Here is a 21,723-nt window from a genome sequence, read left to right as displayed (position 1 = left end):
GTCCAGGACCATCCCGGCGGCGTGCTGATGCGCCCGGACAGTCGTGGAGTCCACGCTGATCAGTCCCAGATCGACCTGCCCACGAGCGGCGGCCTCGGCGATCATCGCCTGCATCAGGTCTTCGAAGACACCGGCCTTGGCCCAGGACCGGAACCGGTCATAGGCGGTGGACCACGGCCCGTACTCCACCGGCAGGTCCCGCCACGGGCTGCCCGTCCGGAACCGCCACATCACGGCATTGAACTGATGCCGCAGGTCCGGGATCGGGCCCCGCTCACCCAAGGGCAGGTGAGGCTCGATCAAGGACCACTCTGCGTCGTTGAGGTCTCCACGCGCCATGGCGATGACCTATCAGGACCTGCAGATCACCCGCACGCGAATCCCTCTGATCTCAACTCCGTACAGGCCCTAGCCGCGGCGCCTGTGACGGACCGGGGCCGCGCAGACCATGGCTGAGGAGGAACAGGGCTGAGGAGGACAAGGCGCGCACCGCCTTTCCCAGGAGCTGGAAATCCGGGACGCTGACGACCATCGTCACCACCCTCTTGGAGCTTGCGCGTCGGCAGTTCGAGCTTTCAGCAGCTCCTGCGGTTTCTCATCATCCCCGACTGGGGCGAGATCCTCGATCGCCGTTTCCCGCCGCCGGCGACACGTAGTCCCCCGTCCGGAAGCTGCCTCGCAGTCGGTGACCAGCCGGTGCTGGCAGAGGTTCCCCTCGGCACCGCCTCGGAGCACGTCCAGACGCAGCCGCAGGTGGCGCAGCGGATGACGCCATCGGCCGTGCTCCTGGGCGACGTCGGCCAGGACCTCGACGACCACCTCGAAACGCACTAGGCGGCCAGGAGTGTCACTCCTGACGGCAGGCCGCTCTGTGCGGCCCGTAGGTTCTCGGTCACGGCGGAGGTCAGGTCGATCAAGGTGACCTCCAGGGCTCCGGCGACGGCGGCGATCATCTCGCTCGACGGCTCCTTGACGCCGCGTTCCATCTCCGAGAGGTACTGAGGTGAGACACCGGCGCGGCGGGCCGTGTCCGCGAGTTTCTCGCCGCGTTCGTGGCGGATCTCCCGCAGGCACTCGCCGAGCGCCTCCCGCCACAGCGGCTCACCCGCGGGCTCCCGCTCGCTTCGATCGCTCACTCGCCGCAGGGGCGTGACAGAGGAGGCCATGCCTCACCATAAACAGCCATCGCGCCGCCGTCGCGGTGGCTTCGCGCACAGCACAACCGAAACCGCCGCCGCCACAAGCCGCCACAAGAGGCCGGTGAGTCACGGCCGCGAACGGCCCTGAACGGCAGAGGCGCGGCGGTCGAAGGCGTGCTGATCGTCCGGCGAGGAATCATGCGCCGCCAACCTTTGGCCGCCCTCGCGGCGTCGATACATGATGTGAGACCAGACGAGGACTTCCGGGAGTTCGTGGGCCGCCATCAGCGGGCGTGGATGCGCACCGCGTATCTGCTCACCGGAGACGCCCACCTGGCCGAGGACCTTCTCCAGAGTGTGCTGATCAAGGTGCTCGGCAAGTGGAACGGGGTGGCCCGGCTCGACCACCCCGACGCCTACGTCCGCAAGGCGCTGGTCAACCAGTCGATCTCGTGGCGGCGGCGCCGGAGCGGGGGCGAGATCCCCAGCGCCGATCCGCCCGACCGGTCCTATTCGACCGAGGACTCCTCGGTCACCCGGCTGATGGTGCGCCGGGCCCTCATGCGGCTGACACCCAGGCAGCGCGCGGTGATCGTGCTGCGGTACTACGAGGACCGTACCGAGAGGGAGACCGCCGAGATCCTCGGCTGCTCCGTCGGCACGGTCAAGAGCCAGTCCCACCACGCGCTCGCCGTCCTGCGCCAGTACACCGGCGTTCTGACCGACATCGAGGAGGCCCGGCGATGACCTGGTTGTCCGACGCGCTCGACGACATCGCCGAGCAGGCCCCCGACGTCGACCTGGCCGACCGGGTCATCGAGGCGCGGGGACGCCGCCGCCGCACGCTGACGGCGGTCGCCGCGGGGGTCATGGTCGTGGCGACCGTGGCCGGCGTCATGGCCGGGGTCCGGCTCCTGCACAGGGGCGAGGAACCGGCCCCGGCCGTGGACGTCGATCCGCCCAAGCGCGCGCTGGGGCCGGTCGTCCAGGGCTACCGGCTGCCCTGCAAGGAGCTCGAAGACCTGGCGGAGGACTGCCGGGGGGCCGGATGGCGGATCGTGGTCGGCACGGACAAGAAGGAGTATCCACTGGAGGACGCCCTGCCGGCCCGCAACGGCCCGCTGGCGATCAGCGAGAACGGCTGGACCATCGCCTACTACAGCCTCAAGGCCGGCACGGTCGTCACCCGCGACATGCGGGACGGGAAGGTGACGGCGGCGCCCGCGAAGATCCCGCTCGCCAAGATGGGCTCGATGGCCAAGCTGGTGATCAGCGACGACGGCCGTTACGTGGCCTTCTCGAAGGTTCCGGAGTTCAAGGACCCGGCGATGCTGTTCGACATGGTCAAGCAGCGCACCCGGCTGCTGCCCAACCGGATGGCGCCGATCTGGATGTCCGAGGGCGCCGACCGGATGACGCTGGTGTCCTACACGACCCGGCCCCAGCTGATGACGATGGCCAACCTGTGGGGGACGGCCTCCGCGTCCGACCAGACCGAGGTCAAGCTGGACCGCCACTACAACTTCAGCGCCGCCGCCGCGGACGGCACCACGATCGTCGCGCTGGAGACCAACATGACCCGGAACGACGAATGCGTCCCCGGCGACCTGGTGCATCTCGACGCGCGGACCGGCAAGGTGCTGACCACCATCAGGAACCCTCGCCTGCCGATGGAGGACCACAACGTCTACCTGCGGAACTGGCGCAGCCAACGGGAGGTCCTCGCCCTGGCCTTCCCCAACCGGACCTGCGGAGCGAAGGGCACCGCCATGGTCGCCTACGCCCTCGACGTGCACACCGGCAAGACCCGCAAGCTGCGCCACTACAAGGGAGACCAGTTCTGGTCGACGGCCTTCCCGGGCGTCGGCGGCACCCCCTGACCCGGTTCACAGACCCTTCCGCGATCGCACAGTTCGGCGGGAAGCGGGTTCTCGTCCCTGGAACAGCACTACACGCTCGGCGGGATGACCCACGAGTTCTCCCGCGTGGGGAGGTTCCAGTTCGGCACCGGCGTCGCGCTGCCGCAGTCGTGCGGCGAGGGCGCGTGCGGGACCTGTCGGGTGCGGGTGCTCTCCGGCGCGCACGAGACCGACGCCCGGGGGATGTTCTCCGCCGCGGAGCTGTCGGCGGGCCGGCGGCTGGCCTGCCAGACCCGCCCCACCGAGGATCTGGTGATCAGTCGCTGACGGCCGGCCGGTACTGCGCCGTCACGTCCGACACGACGACCTCCTCGGTCTGGTCGACGGTGCCGGCGATCAGCAGCGCGGCGGCCAACGTCGCCACCGCCGCGACGGCGCCCGCCCACCGGCGGGGCCGGGGCCGGACCTCGATCGGCCGCGCGGCGACCGGCTGCGCCACCGGTTCGGACGGGATGCCCAGGTCCAGTCGCGTGCGGGCGGCCCGCCACGCCGCCGCCGCCTGCTCGTCCAGGCCGCAGCCGATCACGAACGCCGTGAGGGTCTCCTGCCGGGGCAGCGTCTCGCGCTTCAGCATCCCGGCTGCGGTCGAGTAGGGCAGGTGGTGGCCGGCCCGCTGCGCATGGGACTGGATGTCGCGGTAGCTGCGTCCGGACCAGGCTTTGAGGCCTCGAAGCGCGGCCACGAACTCCGCGTCGGTGCGTGCGGCGGCGGGATCGGTACTCATAACCAGGCAGTACAGCGGAGCCGCACAGATCCGCACAAGCCGGAACAGCAGATCGCTTGTGGACGACCGGGCGGAGCGGCCAGCGTCGGTCGCATGATCTCCACCTGGTTCCACCTCGCCCTGGCCGGCGTCCTGCTGGCCCCCGCTCCGGTCCATCCGGGAATCGCGTCGTTCCTCGACCGGACGGTGCCGCCCGGCCCCGGCGGCACCGTGGCGGTGGCCCGCGACGGCCGGCTCGTGCACTGCGCCGGGTTCGGCCTGGCCGACCGCGAGACCAAGACCCCGGCGGGGTGTGACACCGCCTACGACGTCATGTCGATCACCAAGCAGTTCACCGCCGCCGCGATCATGAAGCTGCAGATGGCGGGCAAGTTGCGCACCACCGACCGGATCTCCGTCCACCTCGGCCCGGTGCCGGCCGACAAGCGGAAGATCACCGTGCGCCACCTGCTGACCCACACCTCCGGCCTGGGTGACCTCGGCGACGACTACGACCCCGTCTCCCGCGACACGATGACGCGCCGCGCCCTGGCCGCACCGCTGCGGTCGGCGCCGGGGACCCGGTTCCACTACTCCAACGTGGGCTACAGCCTGCTGGCGGCCGTCATCGAGCGGGTGTCCGGCATGTCGTACGAACGGTTCCTCGCCGAGCACCTGTTCGCCCCCGCCGGCATGCGCAGCACCGGGTACGTGCTGCCCCGCTGGGCGGCGGGCCAGGTCGCGGTCGAGTACGACAAGCACGGCACCAGGAAGGGACGGCCCACCGAGCACCCCTGGGCCGCCGACGGCCCCTACTGGTACCTGCGGGGCAACGGCGGCATGCTCTCCACGGCCCGCGACATGTACCGCTGGCACCGGGCCCTGGAGGGCGACCGGGTCCTGTCCCGCCGGGCCAAGAAGGAACTGTTCACCCCCCGGGTGCTCGTCGACCGGAAGTCCAAGCTGTACTACGGCTACGGCTGGGGCGTCTTCCCGCGCACCGAGCACGGCCGGGTCGTCGAACACGACGGCGGCAACGACTGGTCGTACGGCGACTTCGCCCGCTTCCTCGACCGGGACGTCATGGTGTTCTGGATCACCAATCAGGCGTACCGGACGGGCGAGTGGAACCTGGAGGATCTCAACGGCGAGATCACCGTGGGCCTCCTCCGCGCTCTTTGACACCGCGCGCGTGAGAGCGCGGCCGGGTCGGCCACAGGGCGGCGGCGGCGACGACCGCGCAGACCAGCACCAGCACGCCCAGCACGATCTCGAGAAACACGAGGACCCCTCCTCAGCCTCGCTGTGAGGACGGAGGTCTTCCCGCACCCCTCTCCCGGGGCCACCCCGCCGGGTCTCCTCATGATCGGAGCCGTGCTGTCGGCCGGGGCGTCGGACGGCGGGTACTCCCCTCCGCGCCCTTTCACTATCCATCTAGGCACAAACCTGGTCAAATGCCTGGAGCGAGCCCGAAAGTCCCCTTACCATGAACGGACGGGGGGAGTACTTCCCAAGAGCCGATCCGGTCAATACGGACGTGACCGAAACGTCCCCGGATGGCCGCCCGCGGGCCGGGCGAAGGAGACCTCGAACAGCCGAGCGCGTTCGAGGAGGCACATGCCCGCCCAGTCGACCATGTCAGCCGCCGATCTCCAGACGATCGGTTCACCGGCCCTGTGGGCGATCACCGTGGCCGCACTGGCCCTGCTGCTGACCATGGACTTCATCCTGACCCGGCGGCCGCACGAGGTGCGGATGCGCGAGGCCGTCGGGTGGTCGATCTTCTACCTGGCCCTGCCGCTGGTCTTCGGCCTCTACGTGTGGGGCGTCTTCGGATCGGGTGTGGCGGTGGAGTTCTACACCGGCTACATGGTGGAGAAGTCGCTGTCGGTGGACAACCTGTTCGTGTTCATGCTGCTGCTGTCGTCCTTCGCGGTGCCGGACGCGCTGGCCCAGCGGGTCCTGCTGCTGGGCATCATCGGGGCCCTGGCGCTGCGCGCGGTCTTCATCGCGCTCGGGGCGGCCGTCCTGCAGAGCGGAACGTGGGCGTTCCTGCTGTTCGGCGCGATCCTGATCCTGGCCGCCGGGAAGATCGTCAAGGACGCGGCGGGCGGGCACGAGCGCCAGGTCGACATCTCGTCCATGCGCACCGTCCGGCTGCTGCGCCGCCTGATGCCGATCACCGACGACTACCGGGGCTCGCACATGGTCGTCCGCGAGAACGGCAGGCGCGCCCTGACCCCGCTGGCCCTGGCCGTGGTGGCCGTCTTCGCCACCGACATCGTCTTCGCCGTCGACTCGGTGCCCGCCGTGTACGGCGTGACCCAGGACCCCTTCCTCGTCTTCGCCACCAACGCCTTCGCCCTGCTGGGCCTGCGCGCGCTCTACTTCGTCCTGATGGACGTCCTGACGAAGCTGCGCCACCTCAACCACGGCCTGGGCTGCATCCTGGCGTTCATCGGGATCAAGCTCGTCCTCCACTGGGCCCACGGCGTCTGGACCTGGGTGCCGGAGATCCCGACTCCGGTGTCGCTGCTGGTCATCGTGGCCATCCTGGCCGTCGTCACGATCACCAGCCTGCACGCCAACCGCCGGGCCGCCCTGGCCGCCGAACCTGCCGAACCGGCGGAACCGGCCGGGACGGCCCCGCGGCGGCCGGAGCCGACGTGAGGCCGTCCCGGGCCGGCCACCGGGATGTCTATCTCGGCTTCGGGGTCAGGACGTGCCGGCTCCGGTCGCCGGTCCAGGCCGCCTCCAGGATCGCGGTCAGGCTGGCGGTGTCGGTCGGGCCCGGGTGGTTCTGGATCAGGCGGGTGACGCCACTGGCCATCTCGGCGAAGCGCGGCAGGTCGGCGCGGGCCACCCCGATGTCGGCCAGCGTGGCGGGGATGCCGATGTCGGCCAGGAGCCCGTCGAGCCAGGTGAGGAACGCGTCGGCGGCCTCGGCGTCGGAGGCGCCGGTCACGTCGAGCCCGCACACTCTGGCCAGGGTGGCCAGCCGGTCGGCGATGGCGTCCCTGGCCGCGTCGAGCGCGTAGGGCAGCAGCAGCCCGACGCCCAGGCCGTGGGGGGTGTGGGTGGCCGCGCCGATGGGGTACTGGAGGGCGTGCGGAGCCCCGTTGCCCGCGTGGGAGAACGCGAGCCCGGCCAGCATGGACCCGTAGGACATGTCCGCGCGGGCCTCCTTGTCGCCTCCGTCCCTGACGACCCGGGGCAGGCTGCGGGCGATCCGCTCCGCGGCCAGGAGCGCGTAGTGATCGGTGATCGCGTTGCGGCCGAGGAAGACCTGCTCCACCGGGTCGAGCGGCCCGTGGGGCCGGGGCCGCGCGGTGTAGCTCTCCACCGCGTGGCAGAACGCGTCGATGCCGGAGTGGGCGCTGACGGTCGCCGGGCAGGAGTAGGTGAGCTCGGGGTCGACGATGGCGAAGTCGGGCACGATGTGGACGCTGGAGACGCCCACCTTCAGCGCGCGGTCGGGGTCGGTCAGCACCGAGACGGGGGTGAGCTCGGAGCCGGTGCCCGACGTCGTCGGGACCGCGACGAGGGGGATCGTCGGCCCCGGCACCCTCGACTCGCCGTAGTAGTCGCGCGGCGTGCCGCCGTGGCGCCGGATGACTCCGACGATCTTGGCGAGGTCGATCACCGTGCCGCCCCCGATGGCGAGGATGACGTCGGCGTCCACCTCGGCGGCGGCCGAGACGGCCAGGGCGACGTCGGAGAGCGGCACGTCCGGCGTCGCGTCGGCGAACACCCCGACGACGTCGGCCCTCTCCCGCACGGCGGCCACGATCCCGGCCACGCCCGGCTGCCCCACGAGAACCCGGTCGGTCACGATGAGGACGCGCGAGCCGCACTCGGCCACCACTCGCGGGATGTTCTGCGCGACGCCTTCGCCCACGATCAGCTGGCGTGGTCCGCGGACGGTCTCAAGCATGTCGGTGCCTCTCTGGAACGTCGGCGGTGATGTGGGGGGCGGACGTCCAGGTCACGGGAGGTCGATCGCCGCGTAGGTGACGTCGAGGTACTCGAGGATGCCCTCGTGCGACCCCTCTTTGCCGATCCCCGACTGCTTCACGCCTCCGAACGGAGCAGACGGGTCCGAGATCAGGCCACGGTTGACGCCGACCATGCCCGTCTCCAGCCCCTCGGTGAACCGGAGCGCCCGCTGGAGGTCACGGGTGAAGACGTAGCCGACCAGGCCGTGCTCGGTGTCGTTGGCCTTGGCCAGCACCTCCTCGTCGGAGGTGAACGAGATGATCGGCGCCACCGGGCCGAAGATCTCCTCCTCCAGGATCCGGGCGTCCTCCGGCACGTCGACGAGGACGGTGGGCGGGTAGAAGTGGCCGGGCCCGTCCGGGCGCTCGCCGCCCACCACGACCCGGGCGCCGCGGGCGACCGCCTCGGTGACGAGCTCGTCGATCTTGGCGACGGAGGGCTCGTCGATCAGCGCGCCGACGGTCACGCCGTCGTCCAGGCCGTGGCCCATCGAGAGCGCGCCCATCCGCTCGGCGAAGCGCGCGGTGAACTCCTCGCGCACCGGCTCCTCGACGTAGATGCGGTTGGCCGCGATGCACGACTCGCCGATGTTGCGCATCTTGGCCACCATGGCGCCGTCGACCGCGACGTCCAGGTCGGCGTCGGCGCACACGATCAGGGCGGCGTTGCCGCCCAGTTCCATGGAGGTGCGCAGCACGTTGTCGGCCGCCTGCCGGAGCAGCACGCGCCCGACCTCGGTCGAGCCGGTGAAGGAGAGCTTGCGGGTCCGGCGGTCGGCCAGCAGCGCCGAGACCACCTGGCCCGAACGCTTGGTCGTCACGACGTTGACGACGCCCGCGGGGACGCCGACCTCCTCCATGATCCGGGCCAGGAACAGCATGGTGAGGGGCGTCTGGGCGGCCGGTTTGGTGATCGTCGTGCAGCCCGCCGCCAGCGCGGGGGCGATCTTGCGGGCGCCCATGGCCAGCGGGAAGTTCCAGGGCGTCACGAAGACGCACGGCCCGACCGGCTTCGGCACGGTGAGGATGCGGTAGCCGCCGCCGGGAGCGGTGTTGTAGCGCCCCTCGACGCGGACGGCCTCCTCGGCGAACCAGCGGAAGAACTCGGCGCCGTAGGCCACCTCTCCCCGGGCTTCGGCCAGCGGCTTGCCCATCTCCAGCGTGATCAGCCGGGCGACCTCCTCCGACCGCTCCTTCAGCGCCAGGTACGTCGCGGTCAGCAGCTCCGACCGTCTCCTCGGCGGGGTCGCCGCCCAGTCGGCCATCGCCTTGCTCGCCGCGTCCAGGGCGGCGAGCCCGTCGTCGACGCCGGCGTCGGCCACCTCGGCGATGGTCTTGCCGGTGGCCGGGTCCTCCACGGGGAAGGTGGCTCCGCTCGCGGCGTCGCGCCAGGCGTCGCCGATCCGGAGCCGTCGGTGTTCGGGGGCCAGGACGTTCATGGGGTCTGTCATGTGCGTGGTCTCCTGTGATGTTCTGGGTGAGGTCCGGCCCGGCCTCAGCGACCGGCCTGGGACAGCGCCAGCCCGGTGCCCGCGTCGAACAGGTGCGCCCGGTCCAGGTCGATCGCGACGTTCAGCCGCTCGCCGGGCGTGCCGGTGACGGTGGGGCGTGCCTTGACCTTGAGGATCACCGTTCCCACCTGGACGTCGACCAGCGTCCGGTCACCGAGCGGCTCCAGGCCGTAGAGCTCGCCCGGCAACGACGCGTCGCCGCGCCGCTCGACGGACAGGTCCTCCGCGCGCAGGCCCAGCAGCAGCGGGCGGCCGTCCTCGGCCGTGGTCCAGCGGGGCCGCGGCAGCGTCCAGCCGTCCGCCCCGACCAGGCGGTCTCCTTCGGCGTGGCAGGCGAGCAGGCTGATCGCCGGGCTCCCGACGAAGCCCGCGACCCACTGGTTGGCGGGCCGCTCGTACACCTCGGTCGGCGTGCCGACCTGCTGCACCTTGCCCTCTTTGAGGACCGCGACCTGGTCGGCCATCGACAGGGCCTCGACCTGGTCGTTGGTCACGTAGATGAAGGTCCCGCCGAGGCTGCGGTGGATGCGGGTCAGCTCGGTGCGCATCTCGACGCGGAGCTTGAGGTCGAGGTTGGTCAGCGGCTCGTCCATGAGGAACGCGCGCGGGCTGCGGACCAGCGCCCGCGCCAGCGCGACCCGCTGCATCTCACCGCCCGACATCTGCGCGGGACGGCGCTGCAGCAGGCGTTCGATGTGCAGCAGGCTGGACATCTTCTCGACGGCGGCGGCGATCTCGCTGGAGGAGCGGCGGCGGGCGCGCAGCGGCGAGGCGATGTTCTCGTACGCGGTGAGGCGCGGGTAGAGGGCGTAGCTCTGGAAGACCATGGCCAGGTCGCGCTCGGCCGGGGGGGCGGCGGTCGCGTCCTTGCCGTCCAGGTGCACCGACCCGGCGTCGAGCTTCTCCAGGCCGGCGATGGCCCGCAGCGTCGTCGTCTTGCCCGCCCCGGAGGGGCCGAGCACGACGAAGAACGAGCCGTCGGGCACGTCCAGCGTCACCCCGTCGAGGGCCTGGACCTTCCCGAAGGACTTGCTCAGCCCCTGCACTGCCACGGTTCCCATCAGGCCACCAGCTCTTCCGTGCTCGCGTCGTAGACGGGCGGGGGCCCGCCGGTGTGCCGCAGCCCGACCGGCGCGTCGGCAGCGAAACGGACGTTCAGCGGCATGCGAACCCGTACGTCGCGCTGGTCGCCGTGGTCGACCACGTAGATGATCTCGTCGCCCAGCCACTCGGCCGAGACCACGCGGCCCGGGACCGAACCTTCCGCCCCCGGCTCGGTGACCTCCAGCGCCTCGGGCCGGACGCCCGCGATGAGGGAGCGGTCGCGGGGCAGGTTCGGCGGCGGGGTCAGGGCCAGCCCGCTCTTGCTGCGCAGCTTCCCGTCGGCCAGCTCCACCTCGATCAGGTTCATCGGCGGGGAGCCGATGAAGGCGGCGCAGAAGAGGCTCGCCGGGCGGTCGTAGACCTCCAGCGGCGTGCCGATCTGCTCGACGCGGCCCTTGTTGAGGATGGCGATCCGGTGGCCGAGCGACATCGCCTCGACCTGGTCGTGGGTGACGTAGACCATCGTCGTCCCCAGCTCGCCCTGGAGGTGCTTGATCTCCGTGCGCATGTCCGCGCGCAGCTCGGCGTCCAGGTTGGTGAGGGGTTCGTCCATGAGGAAGGCGCGCGGCCGGCGCACCAGGGCGCGGGCGAGCGCGACGCGCTGCTGCTCCCCGCCGGACAGCCGGTGCGGCCGCCGGTCCAGGAGCGGATCGAGCCGCATCAGCCGGGCGGCCTCGGCGACCCGCTCCTCCACCTCGGCCTTCGGCAGGCCCTCGGCCCGCAGGGGGAAGGCCAGGTTGTCGCGGGTGCGCAGGTGCGGGTAGAGCGCGTAGAACTGGAACACCATGGCGATGTCGCGCTCGCCCGGCGACAGGTCGTTGACCAGTGTGTCGCCGATGCGGATGTCGCCGCTGGTCTGCCGCTCCAGGCCGGCGATGGCGCGCAGCGTGGTCGTCTTGCCGCAGCCCGAGGGGCCGAGCATCACGAACAGCTCGCCGTCGCCGATCGACAGGTCGACGTGCTCGACCGCGACGGTCCCGTCGGGGTAGCGCTTGTGCAGGGTGGTCACCTCGATGCCCGCCATCAGCGTCGCACCGCCCCGAGCGTCACACCGGCGACGAGGTGCTTGCGCACCAGGTAGGAGAAGACGAGCACCGGCAGGGCGAACACGATGGAGGCGGCGGCCACGAGGCCCCAGTCCACGGTGGTTCCGCCGATGAGGCCGGCGATGGCGGGTGGCGCCGTCCGCACGGCGTCGCTGGAGGTGAGGAAGATGGCGAACACGAACTCGTTCCACGAGAAGATGAGGGCGAAGACCGCCGTCGCGGCGATGCCCGGCAGAAGTAGCGGAAGGGTGAATTTCCAGAACGCCTGCAAGCGGGTGTAGCCGTCGAGCATGGCGGCGTCCTCGTACTCCGCGGGCACCTCGTCGACGAACCCCTTCATCATCCAGATCGTGAACGGGACGTTGAAGGCGGTGTAGATGAGGATCAGCCCGAGCTTGGTGTCGAAGAGCCCGACCTGGCGGTACATGAGGAAGATCGGGATCACGACCACCACGGGCGGCATGAACCGGGTCGACAGGATGAAGAACAGCTGGTCCTTCTTGGCCTTCACGGAGAAGCGCGAGTAGGCCCAGGCCGCCGGGACGCCCAGCACCGTGGCCAGCACCGTGGAGACGCCGGCGACGATGACCGAGTTGAGGAACGCGCCGGACAGGGTCGTGGGGCCGCCGTCGGAGGCGACGAAGACGTCCTTGAAGTGGTCCAGCGTGACGGTGAAGTCGAAGAACTTGGCCGGGATGGCGTAGACGTCCCGGTTCTCCTTGATGGACGTCTCGATCATCCACAGCACCGGGAAGAGCATCACGGCGGCCAGCACGGCCAGCACCGCGACCTCGATCACGACGCGGCCCCGGCCGGTGGAGCGGCGGCCTGGGGGCCGGTGGTCCCGGACAGGACCTGGCGACACGGCCTCGTCGACGGAGACGGCCATCAGTCCTCCTTGAGCTTGTTCAGGTAGCGCATGTAGAGCTGCGCGAGGACGATGACGATGAGGACCATGAGGATCCCGTACGCCGAGGCGGTCCCGGTGTTGAAGCCCAGGAACGCGACCTTGTAGACGTGGAAGGACAGCGTCTCGGTGGAGACCCCCGGACCTCCGCTGGTGAGGATGTAGACCAGGTCGAACAGCCGGAAGGCCTCGATGGCCCGGAACAGCACGGCGATGAGGAGCAGCGGCCACACCAGCGGGAGGGTGATGGTGCGGAAGCGGAACCACTCCGACGCCCGGTCGATCGAGGCGGCCTCGTACAGGTACTTGGGGACCGCGGTGAGGCCGGCGAGCGCGATGAGCATGATGAACGGCGTCCACTGCCAGGTGTCGACGACGATCAGCGAGATCAGCGCCGTGTTCTGCTTGGTGAGCCACTCCACCTGCCCCAGGCCGATCGAGCCGAGCATGCTGTTGATCACGCCGAACTGCGCGTCGAGCATGAACCGCCAGAACAATCCGACGACGACCGGCGAGAGCATCATCGGCACCAGGAACAGCGTGGTGAGCACGCCCCGCCCGCGCACGCGCCGCGAGATCAGGTAGGCGATGGAGAAGCCCAGCACGGTCTGCAGGGTGACCGCGCCGACCACGTAGAGCAGCGTCGTGAAGGCCCTCAGGTGGACCTGCGCCGAGGTCAGGATCGCGGTGAAGTTCTCGAACCAGACGAAGGTGGCGGGCCCCCCGCGGGTGGCCGAGTAGTCGGTGAACGACAGGTACAGCGCCCACAGCAGCGGGAACACCGACATCGCGAGCAGCAGCAGCAACGCCGGCGAGATGAAGGCCACCGTGAGCAGGCGATCGCTCAGGTGGCGGGACCGCCCCGGTGCAGGCGGCGTCGTGGACGCCTCCTGCACCGGCTGGTCCGTCAGAGAGACGGGGTCACTCACAGTCCGCCGCCGCCCTTTTTGCCGGCGGAGTCCAGCACGCCCTGCTGCTCCTTGGCGATGTCGTTCAGCGCGGTCTTCGGGTCCTTGGCGCCGTTGAGAGCCGCGTTGACGTTGGTGTTCTCGATGTCGATGAGACGCGCGTACTCAGGCACGTTCCACATGTCCCGCATCCGCGAGACCGAGTCGGCGTACACCTTGTTGAACGGCCCGGCGTTGAGGAACTCGGGCGAGGACAGGGCGTCGGTCCGCGCCGGCACGCCGCCGGCGGCGGCCCACTTCTTCTGGATGTCGGCCTGCTCGAACCACTTCATGAAGTTCAGCGCCTCGGCCTGCTTCTCCGGGGAGGAGTAGGCCGACACGTGCATGCCCATGCCGCCGAGCGGCACCAGGTCGGTCTTCTGCTTCGGCAGGGTGGCGAAGCCCAGCTTGCCGAGGATCTCCTCGCGGGTCTTGCCGAGCGTCGACTGCTCGGGGTCGAGCAGGCCGCCGCTCGCGGCGATCCAGTTGAACGCGATGCAGGCCTTGCCCTGGGCGACCGCCGCGTTCACCTCGTCGATGAACCAGTTGCCCGAGCCGGCCGCGGTCAGCGGCTTCATCTTGTTGACCAGGACGTCCATCGCCTCCTGGCCGGCCGCGTCGTTGATGACGCCCTCGATCTTGCGCGCCTTGGAGTCCCACAGGTTGCCGCCGTAGACGCCGTTGACCGTGTTGTAGGTGACGGCCGCGGCGTCGGAGCCGTTGGCCTGGTGGAAGGCCAGTCCGCTGACGCCGGGGTTCTCGGTCTGGCACTTCTGGGCGGCCGCGATCATCTCGTCCCAGGTCGCCGGCGGCGTGTCGCCGATCAGGTCCTTGCGGTAGATCATCGTCCAGGTGTCGCCGAGCAGCGGCAGGCCGTACAGGCTGGCGTTCTCGTCGCGCTTGCCGGTCTCGGCCTGCGGGAACTGGCCGTAGGCCGCCAGGAGGTACGGGTTGTAGGCGTTGACGTCGATGTTCTTCTTGACGAAGTCGGTGATGTCGAGGATGTTGCCGTTCGTGACGGCCTCACCGATGTGCTGGGAGTCCAGGATCGGGATGTCGAAGTCGGTCTTGCGCGCCGCGAACTGGGTGAACATCGCGTCGTGCCAGTTGGCGTTCGGCACGACGTTGACCTTGACGGTGACGTTCGACCGCTCCTTGGTGTACTCCGCGTTCGCGAAGGCCTCCAGGGCCTTGGCCGGGGGCCAGTCGAACCAGATGAAGCTGAGCGTCAACGGGTCCTTGGTGAGCTCGGGGATGTCCGCCGGCGCCTTGGGGGAACTGGTGCTCGCGCCCTCGTCCCCGCCGCAGGCCACCACGGTCGTGGCCACCAACATGACCGCCGTCGCCAGCAGTCCTATTCGCTTGGGATACCGCATCTTCTTGCCTGCTTTCTGGGGGGTGGGGACCTCTGGAGCCGTGCTGCGTGCGTCGCCGAGCAGTGGCTGGGTGGTTCAGACGTGTTGCCGGCTGTCGCAGGGGCTGACCCGCAGACCGGCCTCACGAGAGCGATGGCGGCGGTTCCGCGTTTGGGTGAAGGATGGGTGGCATCCATCACCTTTCCTATACGATCTGAGGTGGGCGTCAGCATCCCCCAGCGTGGCGACCGATGTCAACAGGTTCCCGAGGGCGCAGGAAAGGACCTCACGTCACGATGGACGACGAAGTGATGATCGCGCGGCGCCATGGGGCCGTGACCGGCGGAAAGCCGCCAGGAAGATCGCGCGGCCGGCTCGCCGACGAGGTGTACGACACGCTGCTCGGACAGCTGATGTCGCTCCGGATCGAACCTGGTTCGCGCGTCACGATCGACGTCCTGGCCCGGGAGCTCGGGGTCTCGCAGACGCCGATCCGGGACGCCCTGAACCGCATGGAGGCCGAGGGCCTGGTCGTGCGGGTCCCCCACGCCGGCTACCGCATTCCCCCCCAGATCACCCGTCACCGGTTCGAGGACATGCTGGAGCTGCGCCTGCTGCTGGAGCCGGCCGCGGCGCGCAGGTCCGCCGAGCGCGCCACCTCCGAGCAGGTCGCCGGGCTGCGCCGCATGCTGGAGGAGATGGCCGAGCTGGAGGGCGGCGACGGGCCCATGGCCTACGGCGCCTTCGGGCTGCGCGACGCCGCCTTCCACGACCTGGTCGCCCTGAGCGCGGAGAACCAGGTCATCCGCGAGGCCCTCGCGCGCCTGCACACGCACGTGCACCTGTTCCGGCTCCTGCACGACACCCAGGTCACCCACCTGGCCATGGCCGAGCACGAGGACGTCCTGGCCGCGATCGCCGCGCGCGACCCCGACGCCGCCGCCTACGCCATGCGCCGGCACATCCTGCGGTCCGGCGAACGGTTCCGGCGGTTGTTCGACGAGGCCGACGACGCGGAAGGAATGGCGGCAAAGGCTTGACGCGCGGGCCGGGCCGAGGAATGCTAACTCAACCGGATCGGATCGGATCCGATCCACCTCACCCGTCCCAAATGCGAGGAGAAGTAGGTGCCCAGAGCGCTGCTTCTGACCGGCGACGCCGCCGAAGAGCTCGACACCATGTATCCCTACTACCGCGTGCAGGAGGGAGGCTGGGACGTCGACGTCTCGTCACGGACGCTGCGTGACGTCCAGCTGGTCATCCACGAGTTCGACCCCAACTCCGACGCCTACGTGGAGAAGAACGGCCGCAAGCTGCCGGTCGACGTGCCCTGGGCCGAGGTCGACGTCGAGCGCTACGACGCCCTGATCATCCCCGGTGGCCGCGCCCCCGAGTGGATCCGCGTCGACGCCGACGTCCGGCGCATCACCGAGCACTTCTTCGCCCGCAACCTGCCGATCGCGCTGGTCTGCCACGGCGCGCAGGTGCCGGCCGTGTACGGGCTGCTGAAGGGCCGCAAGACGGCGTGCTTCCCGCCCATCACCGGCGACATGGAGAACGCGGGCGCGACCGTCATCGACGCTCCCGACGTCATCGACGGAAACCTGGTCTCCTGCCGCGGCTGGCCGGACATGCCCCAGTTCGGCCGGGCGATGATGGACGTCTTCAACAAGTCCCTGTCGGCATGAGCTCAGCGGACCTGCCGACTGTGACGGAACCTGAGACCGTCACAGTCGGCGGATCCCCCGTCCATGTCATGGACGCCGGCACCGGCCCCGCGGTGCTGATGCTGCACGGCTCCGGCCCCGGCACGACCGGATCCGGCGCCTGGGCGGCGACCGCGCGGGCGCTGGGCGCGTCCTGGCGGTTCGTGGCCCCCGACCAGGCCGGCTTCGGCCGCACCCCGCTCCCGGCGGGTTCCCGGGGCGGGCTGCGGCTGTGGACCAAGCAGGCCGCGGGCCTGATGGACGCCCTCGGCCTCGAGCGGTACGCCGTGGTGGGCCACTCCATGGGCGGCGCGGTGGCGCTGGCCCTGGCGGCCGCGCGTCCCGAGCGGGTCACCCATGTCGTGGCGGTCTCGACGATGGGCGCCCCCGGCGCGCCGCTGTCCCCCGACCTCGACGCGATCTGGGCCGCCCCCGCCGGCCCGGCCGGGGCCCGGGACATGCTGAGCCGCCTGCTCCTGGACCAGGCGCTGGTGACCGAGGCGGCCGTGGCCGCCCGCGCGGCCGCGATGGAGGAGGGGGCGGACGCGTTCGCGTCGCTGTTCCCGCCCCCGAGGGCGCGCTGGTCCGACGACCTCACCCTCCCGGCGGAGACGCTGGCCGGGATCCGCGCGCCCGTGCTGCTCGTCCACGGCGCCCAGGACCGGGTCACCCCCCTCAAGGCGGCGCTGCCCCTGCTCGACCACCTGGCCGACGTGCGGCTGCACGTGCTCGGCCACTGCGCTCACGTGCCGGCGGTGGAGCACCCGGACGACTTCCGGCGCCTGCTGTCGGGCTTCCTGGCGACAGGCCGCTGAACGAACACGTCGGGTCCAGGCGAACTCGCCTGGACCCGACGTCTTTCTCCGGTCAGAAGATGGTCAGGCTCTGGTCCATCTCTGGCTGGCCTGGCCGTTGCACGAGGCGACGGTCACGGTGGCTGTGTTGCCGGTGCCGGTCGCGTTGAGGCACAGGTTGTTGGCCCCGCTGGTCACGGTGCCGTTGGAGTTGAACGTCCACTGCTGGTTGCTGTTGGTGTGGCAGTCCCACAGCTGCACGCGGGTGCCGGACCCGGCGTTCGTCGGGGAGTCCAGGCACTTGCCGAGGGTCTGGAGCCTGCCGGAGCCGTAGGTGAAGATCTGGTTCGGGTTGGTGTGGCAGTCGTAGATCTGCAGCAGGGTGCCGTTGGCGCTGGCGCTGTTGGGCGAGTCGACGCAGCGCCCGGCGGCCTCGTTACGCAGGCGGAAGCTGGTCGAGGGGGTCGGGCTCGGCGTCGGGGTGGGCGACGGGCTGGCGCTCGGCGACGGCGAGGGCGACGGGTTGGGGCCGGAGGTGCTCTGGAACTGGGAGATGAACCTCCAGACCTCGTTCTTGGTCCAGGTCTGGGCGCCGTTCTCGGTGTAGGTCCCGTCGACGGGGGCGGGCGTGTGCCCGTTGTCGTAGGCGGCCCAGACGACCGGGTATCCGGACTGGCAGCCCGAGTAGGCCGTGACGACGTGCCCCCGGCTGCCCGAACTCGGCTCGGGCGGGTTCTGGGCGGTGCAGCCGTTGTTGCGGACGAACCTGTCCCGCATCGTGCGTCCCTGCGAGATGTTCAGCACGTTGTCGGTGATGCCGTGCAGTCCCATGTACGCGATGGGCTGGTTGCCGCCGTTGCATCCACTGAGCTGCCCGCCGGCGAACACCGCGACCGCGCGGAAGACGTTCGCGCGGCTGCACGCCAGGGAGTAGCTCATGGCGCCGCCGTAGCTGAAGCCCATGGCGAACCGCAGCGAGGTGTCGACGCAGAGGTCGGCCTCCACGCGCGCCATGATGTCGTCGAAGAGGGTGACGTCCTCGCCGTTGGAGTTGGCCCAGCCGTTGTTGAGGCCCTGCGGCGCGATGAAGATCGCGGTGTTGTTCGACAGCTGCCGCTGGCCGTAGTAGGACCAGGAGGCGCCGCTGCCGCCACCGGAGTCGACGTCGTTCATGGTGCCGTTCAGCCAGTGGATGCCGAAGATCAGGCGATAGGGATTGTTGTTGTTGTAGTTCGCGGGGATGCGCAGAATGAACTGGCGATTCCTTCCGCTGGACTGAATGGTGTGCGTTCCGCTGCTGAGCGTCGGGTTCTTGCCGCATCCCGAGGTGCCTGCGAGCGCGGCGGCGGACGAGGCGCCCGTGCCGCTGGTGATCGCCGCGTGGCCCGTCGCCAGGACGACGGCGGCCGCGACAGCCACGGCCCCGAAGGTGAACTTATTCTTGAACATGTGCGATTCCCTCTGGCTGGGGGGACCGGGCCGACGACAAGGACATGTCCTGCGTTCCTCTCCATCAGCGGCATCGAATGCCGGGTGCGAAACCAGACTCGAAGTGGGAGCGCTAACTTTCGTCAGGACTTACCGGTATGCCGCCTGCACGCTGCCCCGGGCCGCTCGCGGGTGTCAAGCGGCTTGATACGCGCGGGGCCCGCGAAGTGCCCGCCTTCGGCGCACACCGTGAAACTTTCGCTGTGAGGGGCCGGTCGCGCGACGGTCAGAGGGCATTCGCATTGAGATGTGCGCTCGCCACGTGCGGAGCGTCCCGCACAGAAGTTTCGTCTGGTATCCGATAGTTTCGGCCGCCCGGGAGGGAGCCTGATGTCCGGTGAGCAGTTGTACGACACCATCGGCGCCGCCTACACGGTGACGCGGCGGACCGATCCGCGGATCGCCACGCAGATCTGGGCCGCCCTCGGCGACGCCCGGACCGTGCTGAACGTCGGGGCGGGCACCGGCTCCTACGAGCCCTCCGACCGCGTGGTCACCGCGGTCGAGCCGTCGGCGACCATGCGGGCCCAGCGGCCCGCGGGCGCGGCGCCGTGCGTGGCCGCCACGGCCGAGAGCCTCCCGTTCCGGGACCGGTCCTTCGACGCGGCGATGGCCCTGGCCACCGTCGACCACTGGCGGGACCCGGTCGCGGGCCTGCGGGAGATGCGGCGGGTGGCGCGCCGCGTGGTGGTCTTCACGCACGACGCGGGCGACCCCGGCCGGTTCTGGCTGACCCGCGACTACCTGCCCGAGCACCCCCGGCTGTGGGCCGGGCGGCCCTCCGTGGCCGAGCTGGCCGGCGCGATCGGGGCCCGGGTGGAACCGGTGTCCGTCCCGTGGGACTGCGCCGACGGCTTCTACGAGGCCTACTGGCGCCGGCCCGAGGCCTACCTCGACGAGCGGGTCCGCCGGGGCATGTCGGTCTGGGCCAGGGTCGGGCCGGCCGCCGAGCGGCGGGCGGTGCACGGCCTGCGCGACGACCTCGCCTCCGGCCGGTGGGCCGAGCGCAACCGCGACCTCCTGGGCCTCGACGCGGCCGTGCTCGACAGCCGCCTGCTCATCGCCTGAGACCTCCTCAGTGGCCGCCTCAGTGGCCGCCTCAGCCGTGGGCCTGCCTGCGGCTTCGCGCCGCCGGTCAGGACATCTGACCGAAACGTGTTTTCACAGAGGATGAAAAAAGACGTGACATTAGTTTCGCGCAACCTCTTGACCTAGGAGAGAGCGCTCTCAAAGATCGGTGGTGCCCCCCAAGGAAGGAACGAACCATGACGACCACCCGCCGACCGAACCTCGGCAGGCTGTTCGCGTTAGGGCTGTTACTGGCGACCTCCGTCGTGGCGACGGGCCCGGCCGCCACCGCTGCGGCGCCGACGGCCGACCTCGGCCCGAACGTCACCGTCTTCGACCCCGGCATGCCCCTTAGCACGATCCAGGCGACCCTGGACGCCGCGCACACCGCGCAGGTCGACAACGAGATGGGCACCACCCGCCACGCCTACCTGTTCAAGCCCGGCACCTACGGCACCGCCCAGCAGCCGCTGCACTTCAAGGTCGGCTACTACACCGAGGTCGCCGGCCTGGGCGCCTCGCCCACCGACGTCGTCATCAACGGCAAGGTCGAGGTCTACAACCGCTGCCTGACCCCGACCAACTGCATCGCGCTGACCAACTTCTGGCGCACCCTGTCGAACCTGTCGATCAACATCACCGGCAAGGGCTCGGAGGGCTGCCGCACCGGGACGAACTTCTGGGCCGTCTCCCAGGCGGTGTCGCTGCGCCGGCTCAACATCGGCGGCGGCAACCTGTCGCTGATGGACTACTGCACCGCCGGGCCGCAGTACGCCAGCGGCGGCTTCATCGCCGACTCCAAGCTCCCCTCCGTCACCAACGGATCGCAGCAGCAGTGGCTGACCCGCGACAGCGAGGTCGCCGGCTGGTCGAACGCGGTGTGGAACCAGGTGTTCGCGGGCACCGTCGGCGCCCCCGACGACTCCACGTTCCCGAGCCCGCCCTACACCACGCTCGACACCAACCCCGTCAGCCGGGAGAAGCCCTACCTGTTCGTCGACGCCGAGGGCGAATACCAGGTCCGGGTGCCCGCCGCGCAGCAGAACTCCCGCGGCATCACCTGGGCCAACGGCCTCACCCCCGGCTACACCCTGCCGCTCAGCGACTTCTTCGTCGCCAAGCCGTCGGACTCGGTCAAGGACATCAACAAGGCGCTGGCGCAGGGCAAGCACCTGCTGCTCACGCCCGGCGTCTACGACGTCGAGCGGACCATCGACGTCAAGCGCGCCAACACCGTCGTCCTGGGCATCGGGCACGCCACGCTCACCGCCGTCGACGGCGCGACCCCGGTCGAGATCGCCGACGTCCCCAGCGTCATCTTCGCCGGGGTCACCATCGACGCCGGCCTCAAGAAGTCGCAGGTCCTGCTGAAGGTCGGCAAGAAGGACAAGCGGAGCAACAACCCGGCCGACAACCCCACCACCCTGTCGGACGTGTACTTCCGCGTCGGCGGCCCCCACATCGGCCGCACCAACACCGCGCTGGAGGTCAACACCGACAACGTGCTCATCGACCACACCTGGGTGTGGCGCGCCGACCACGGCGTGGAGGGCTTCAGCGGCGACACCGAGCGGTGGAACACCAACGACGGCCGCAACGGCGCCATCATCAACGGCGACAACGTGACCGCGACCGGCCTGTTCGTCGAGCACTTCCAGCGCTACAACACCATCTGGAACGGCGAGAACGGCACCACGATCCTCTACCAGAACGAGCTGCCCTACGACCCGCCGACCCAGGCCGACTGGATGAACGGCGACGTCGAGGGCTACGCCGGCTACAAGGTCGGCAACGGCGTCCAGAAGCACCAGCTCTACGGCGGCGGCGTCTACGTCTTCAACCAGAACGACCCGACGATCCACACCGAGAACGGCTTCGAGGTGCCCGACCGGCCGGGCGTGAAGCTGCACCACATCATGACCGTCAACCTCAGCGCGGGCATCATCGACCACGTCGTCAACGGCGTGGGCGGCCCGGCCGACCTGACGCGGGTCGGTTCGCCGGTGTACATCACCGACTACCCCGCCCCGTAGTCCCCTCC

Annotated in this window: 23 protein-coding genes; 11 read left to right on the top strand and 12 right to left on the bottom strand. The window is 70.2% G+C overall.

Annotation, left to right across the window (positions count from 1 at the left end; genetic code table 11):
* A partial coding sequence (locus AW270_RS11065; protein ID WP_157521819.1) for an IS5 family transposase occupies positions 1-339 on the bottom strand: 339 nt, incomplete at its 3' end.
* Between the two features lie 357 nt (positions 340-696).
* Here AW270_RS11065 and AW270_RS38615 point away from each other — a divergent pair.
* A complete protein-coding gene (locus AW270_RS38615; protein WP_157521817.1) occupies positions 697-834 on the top strand; it encodes a hypothetical protein in 138 nt (45 codons plus the stop codon).
* Here the strand turns inward: AW270_RS38615 and AW270_RS11055 are convergent.
* Positions 831-1,136 carry a helix-turn-helix domain-containing protein gene (locus AW270_RS11055; RefSeq protein ID WP_245674655.1) on the bottom strand — a complete coding sequence of 102 codons (306 nt, stop codon included), beginning with the start codon at positions 1,134-1,136 and terminating at the stop codon, positions 831-833. The genes AW270_RS38615 and AW270_RS11055 overlap by 4 nt on opposite strands.
* A gap of 246 nt (positions 1,137-1,382) precedes the next feature.
* On the opposite strand from AW270_RS11055, the gene AW270_RS11050 reads away from it, so the two are divergent.
* The 3 genes from AW270_RS11050 to AW270_RS11040 all read left to right on the top strand — a co-directional run bounded on the left by AW270_RS11050 (position 1,383) and on the right by AW270_RS11040 (position 3,325).
* Positions 1,383-1,886, top strand: coding sequence for a SigE family RNA polymerase sigma factor (locus AW270_RS11050; RefSeq protein WP_157521815.1), 504 nt, complete (start codon positions 1,383-1,385; stop codon positions 1,884-1,886).
* Positions 1,883-3,019, top strand: a complete 1,137-nt coding sequence (locus AW270_RS11045) for a hypothetical protein (RefSeq protein ID WP_061293448.1) — start codon at positions 1,883-1,885, stop codon at positions 3,017-3,019. Before AW270_RS11050 ends, AW270_RS11045 begins: the two co-directional genes overlap by 4 nt.
* Positions 3,020-3,103: 84 nt before the next feature.
* Positions 3,104-3,325, top strand: coding sequence for a 2Fe-2S iron-sulfur cluster-binding protein (locus AW270_RS11040; RefSeq protein WP_061293446.1), 222 nt, complete (start codon positions 3,104-3,106; stop codon positions 3,323-3,325).
* Here AW270_RS11040 and AW270_RS11035 read toward each other — a convergent pair.
* Positions 3,315-3,782, bottom strand: coding sequence for a hypothetical protein (locus AW270_RS11035; RefSeq protein ID WP_061293443.1), 468 nt, complete (start codon positions 3,780-3,782; stop codon positions 3,315-3,317). The genes AW270_RS11040 and AW270_RS11035 overlap by 11 nt on opposite strands.
* A 93-nt stretch (positions 3,783-3,875) precedes the next feature.
* Here AW270_RS11035 and AW270_RS11030 point away from each other — a divergent pair, with 93 nt between their 5' ends.
* Complete coding sequence (locus AW270_RS11030; RefSeq protein WP_157521813.1) at positions 3,876-4,943, top strand: serine hydrolase domain-containing protein; 1,068 nt, start codon at positions 3,876-3,878, stop codon at positions 4,941-4,943.
* Here the strand turns inward: AW270_RS11030 and AW270_RS41770 are convergent.
* Complete coding sequence (locus AW270_RS41770; protein WP_275477754.1) at positions 4,915-5,043, bottom strand: hypothetical protein; 129 nt, start codon at positions 5,041-5,043, stop codon at positions 4,915-4,917. The two genes, AW270_RS11030 and AW270_RS41770, sit on opposite strands and share 29 nt — an antisense overlap.
* Positions 5,044-5,378: 335 nt before the next feature.
* On the opposite strand from AW270_RS41770, the gene AW270_RS11025 reads away from it, so the two are divergent.
* A complete protein-coding gene (locus AW270_RS11025; RefSeq protein ID WP_061293441.1) occupies positions 5,379-6,431 on the top strand; it encodes a TerC/Alx family metal homeostasis membrane protein in 1,053 nt (350 codons plus the stop codon).
* A 28-nt stretch (positions 6,432-6,459) separates the two neighbouring features.
* Here AW270_RS11025 and AW270_RS11020 read toward each other — a convergent pair whose 3' ends face one another.
* The 7 genes from AW270_RS11020 to AW270_RS10990 form a co-directional block, all read right to left on the bottom strand.
* Positions 6,460-7,695 carry an iron-containing alcohol dehydrogenase gene (locus tag AW270_RS11020; protein ID WP_061293438.1) on the bottom strand — a complete coding sequence of 412 codons (1,236 nt, stop codon included), beginning with the start codon at positions 7,693-7,695 and terminating at the stop codon, positions 6,460-6,462.
* A 51-nt stretch (positions 7,696-7,746) separates the two neighbouring features.
* Positions 7,747-9,207 (bottom strand): NAD-dependent succinate-semialdehyde dehydrogenase, encoded by a 1,461-nt coding sequence (locus AW270_RS11015; RefSeq protein ID WP_061293436.1) that lies wholly within the window; start codon positions 9,205-9,207, stop codon positions 7,747-7,749.
* Between the two features lie 44 nt (positions 9,208-9,251).
* Entirely contained in the window at positions 9,252-10,328 is a 1,077-nt protein-coding gene (locus AW270_RS11010) for an ABC transporter ATP-binding protein (RefSeq protein ID WP_061293434.1), read from the bottom strand.
* On the bottom strand, positions 10,328-11,395 hold the full coding sequence (locus tag AW270_RS11005; protein WP_061293431.1) for an ABC transporter ATP-binding protein: 1,068 nt from the start codon (positions 11,393-11,395) through the stop codon (positions 10,328-10,330). The genes AW270_RS11010 and AW270_RS11005 overlap by 1 nt, the downstream gene beginning before the upstream one ends.
* Positions 11,395-12,306 carry a carbohydrate ABC transporter permease gene (locus AW270_RS11000; RefSeq protein ID WP_061293429.1) on the bottom strand — a complete coding sequence of 304 codons (912 nt, stop codon included), beginning with the start codon at positions 12,304-12,306 and terminating at the stop codon, positions 11,395-11,397. The genes AW270_RS11005 and AW270_RS11000 overlap by 1 nt, the downstream gene beginning before the upstream one ends.
* On the bottom strand, positions 12,306-13,151 hold the full coding sequence (locus tag AW270_RS10995) for a carbohydrate ABC transporter permease (RefSeq protein ID WP_218009161.1): 846 nt from the start codon (positions 13,149-13,151) through the stop codon (positions 12,306-12,308). Before AW270_RS10995 ends, AW270_RS11000 begins: the two co-directional genes overlap by 1 nt.
* A gap of 98 nt (positions 13,152-13,249) precedes the next feature.
* Positions 13,250-14,647, bottom strand: coding sequence for an extracellular solute-binding protein (locus tag AW270_RS10990; RefSeq protein WP_061293425.1), 1,398 nt, complete (start codon positions 14,645-14,647; stop codon positions 13,250-13,252).
* A gap of 275 nt (positions 14,648-14,922) precedes the next feature.
* Between AW270_RS10990 and AW270_RS10985 the strand changes: the two genes are divergently transcribed.
* From AW270_RS10985 to AW270_RS10975, 3 genes are all read left to right on the top strand, one after another.
* Positions 14,923-15,666, top strand: a complete 744-nt coding sequence (locus AW270_RS10985) for a GntR family transcriptional regulator (protein WP_061293423.1) — start codon at positions 14,923-14,925, stop codon at positions 15,664-15,666.
* Between the two features lie 87 nt (positions 15,667-15,753).
* Positions 15,754-16,314: a DJ-1/PfpI family protein gene (locus AW270_RS10980; RefSeq protein WP_061293421.1), complete on the top strand. Its 561-nt coding sequence runs from the start codon at positions 15,754-15,756 to the stop codon at positions 16,312-16,314.
* A 68-nt stretch (positions 16,315-16,382) separates the two neighbouring features.
* On the top strand, positions 16,383-17,147 hold the full coding sequence (locus AW270_RS10975; protein ID WP_218009160.1) for an alpha/beta fold hydrolase: 765 nt from the start codon (positions 16,383-16,385) through the stop codon (positions 17,145-17,147).
* Positions 17,148-17,210: 63 nt separating this feature from the next.
* Here AW270_RS10975 and AW270_RS10970 read toward each other — a convergent pair whose 3' ends face one another.
* Positions 17,211-18,575: a ricin-type beta-trefoil lectin domain protein gene (locus AW270_RS10970; RefSeq protein ID WP_061293417.1), complete on the bottom strand. Its 1,365-nt coding sequence runs from the start codon at positions 18,573-18,575 to the stop codon at positions 17,211-17,213.
* A gap of 369 nt (positions 18,576-18,944) precedes the next feature.
* On the opposite strand from AW270_RS10970, the gene AW270_RS10965 reads away from it, so the two are divergent.
* Both AW270_RS10965 and AW270_RS10960 read left to right on the top strand, forming a co-directional pair.
* The gene (locus AW270_RS10965; RefSeq protein WP_082801449.1) at positions 18,945-19,682 is read left to right on the top strand and encodes a class I SAM-dependent methyltransferase; all 738 of its coding nucleotides are present in this window, start codon (positions 18,945-18,947) and stop codon (positions 19,680-19,682) included.
* Positions 19,683-19,879: 197 nt separating this feature from the next.
* Complete coding sequence (locus AW270_RS10960) at positions 19,880-21,715, top strand: pectate lyase-like domain-containing protein (protein ID WP_061293416.1); 1,836 nt, start codon at positions 19,880-19,882, stop codon at positions 21,713-21,715.
* Positions 21,716-21,723: the final 8 nt, after the last annotated feature.

This window comes from Herbidospora cretacea (assembly GCF_001570605.1).
Lineage (GTDB): Bacteria > Actinomycetota > Actinomycetes > Streptosporangiales > Streptosporangiaceae > Herbidospora > Herbidospora cretacea.
This window is presented reverse-complemented; position numbering and strand designations above follow the sequence as displayed.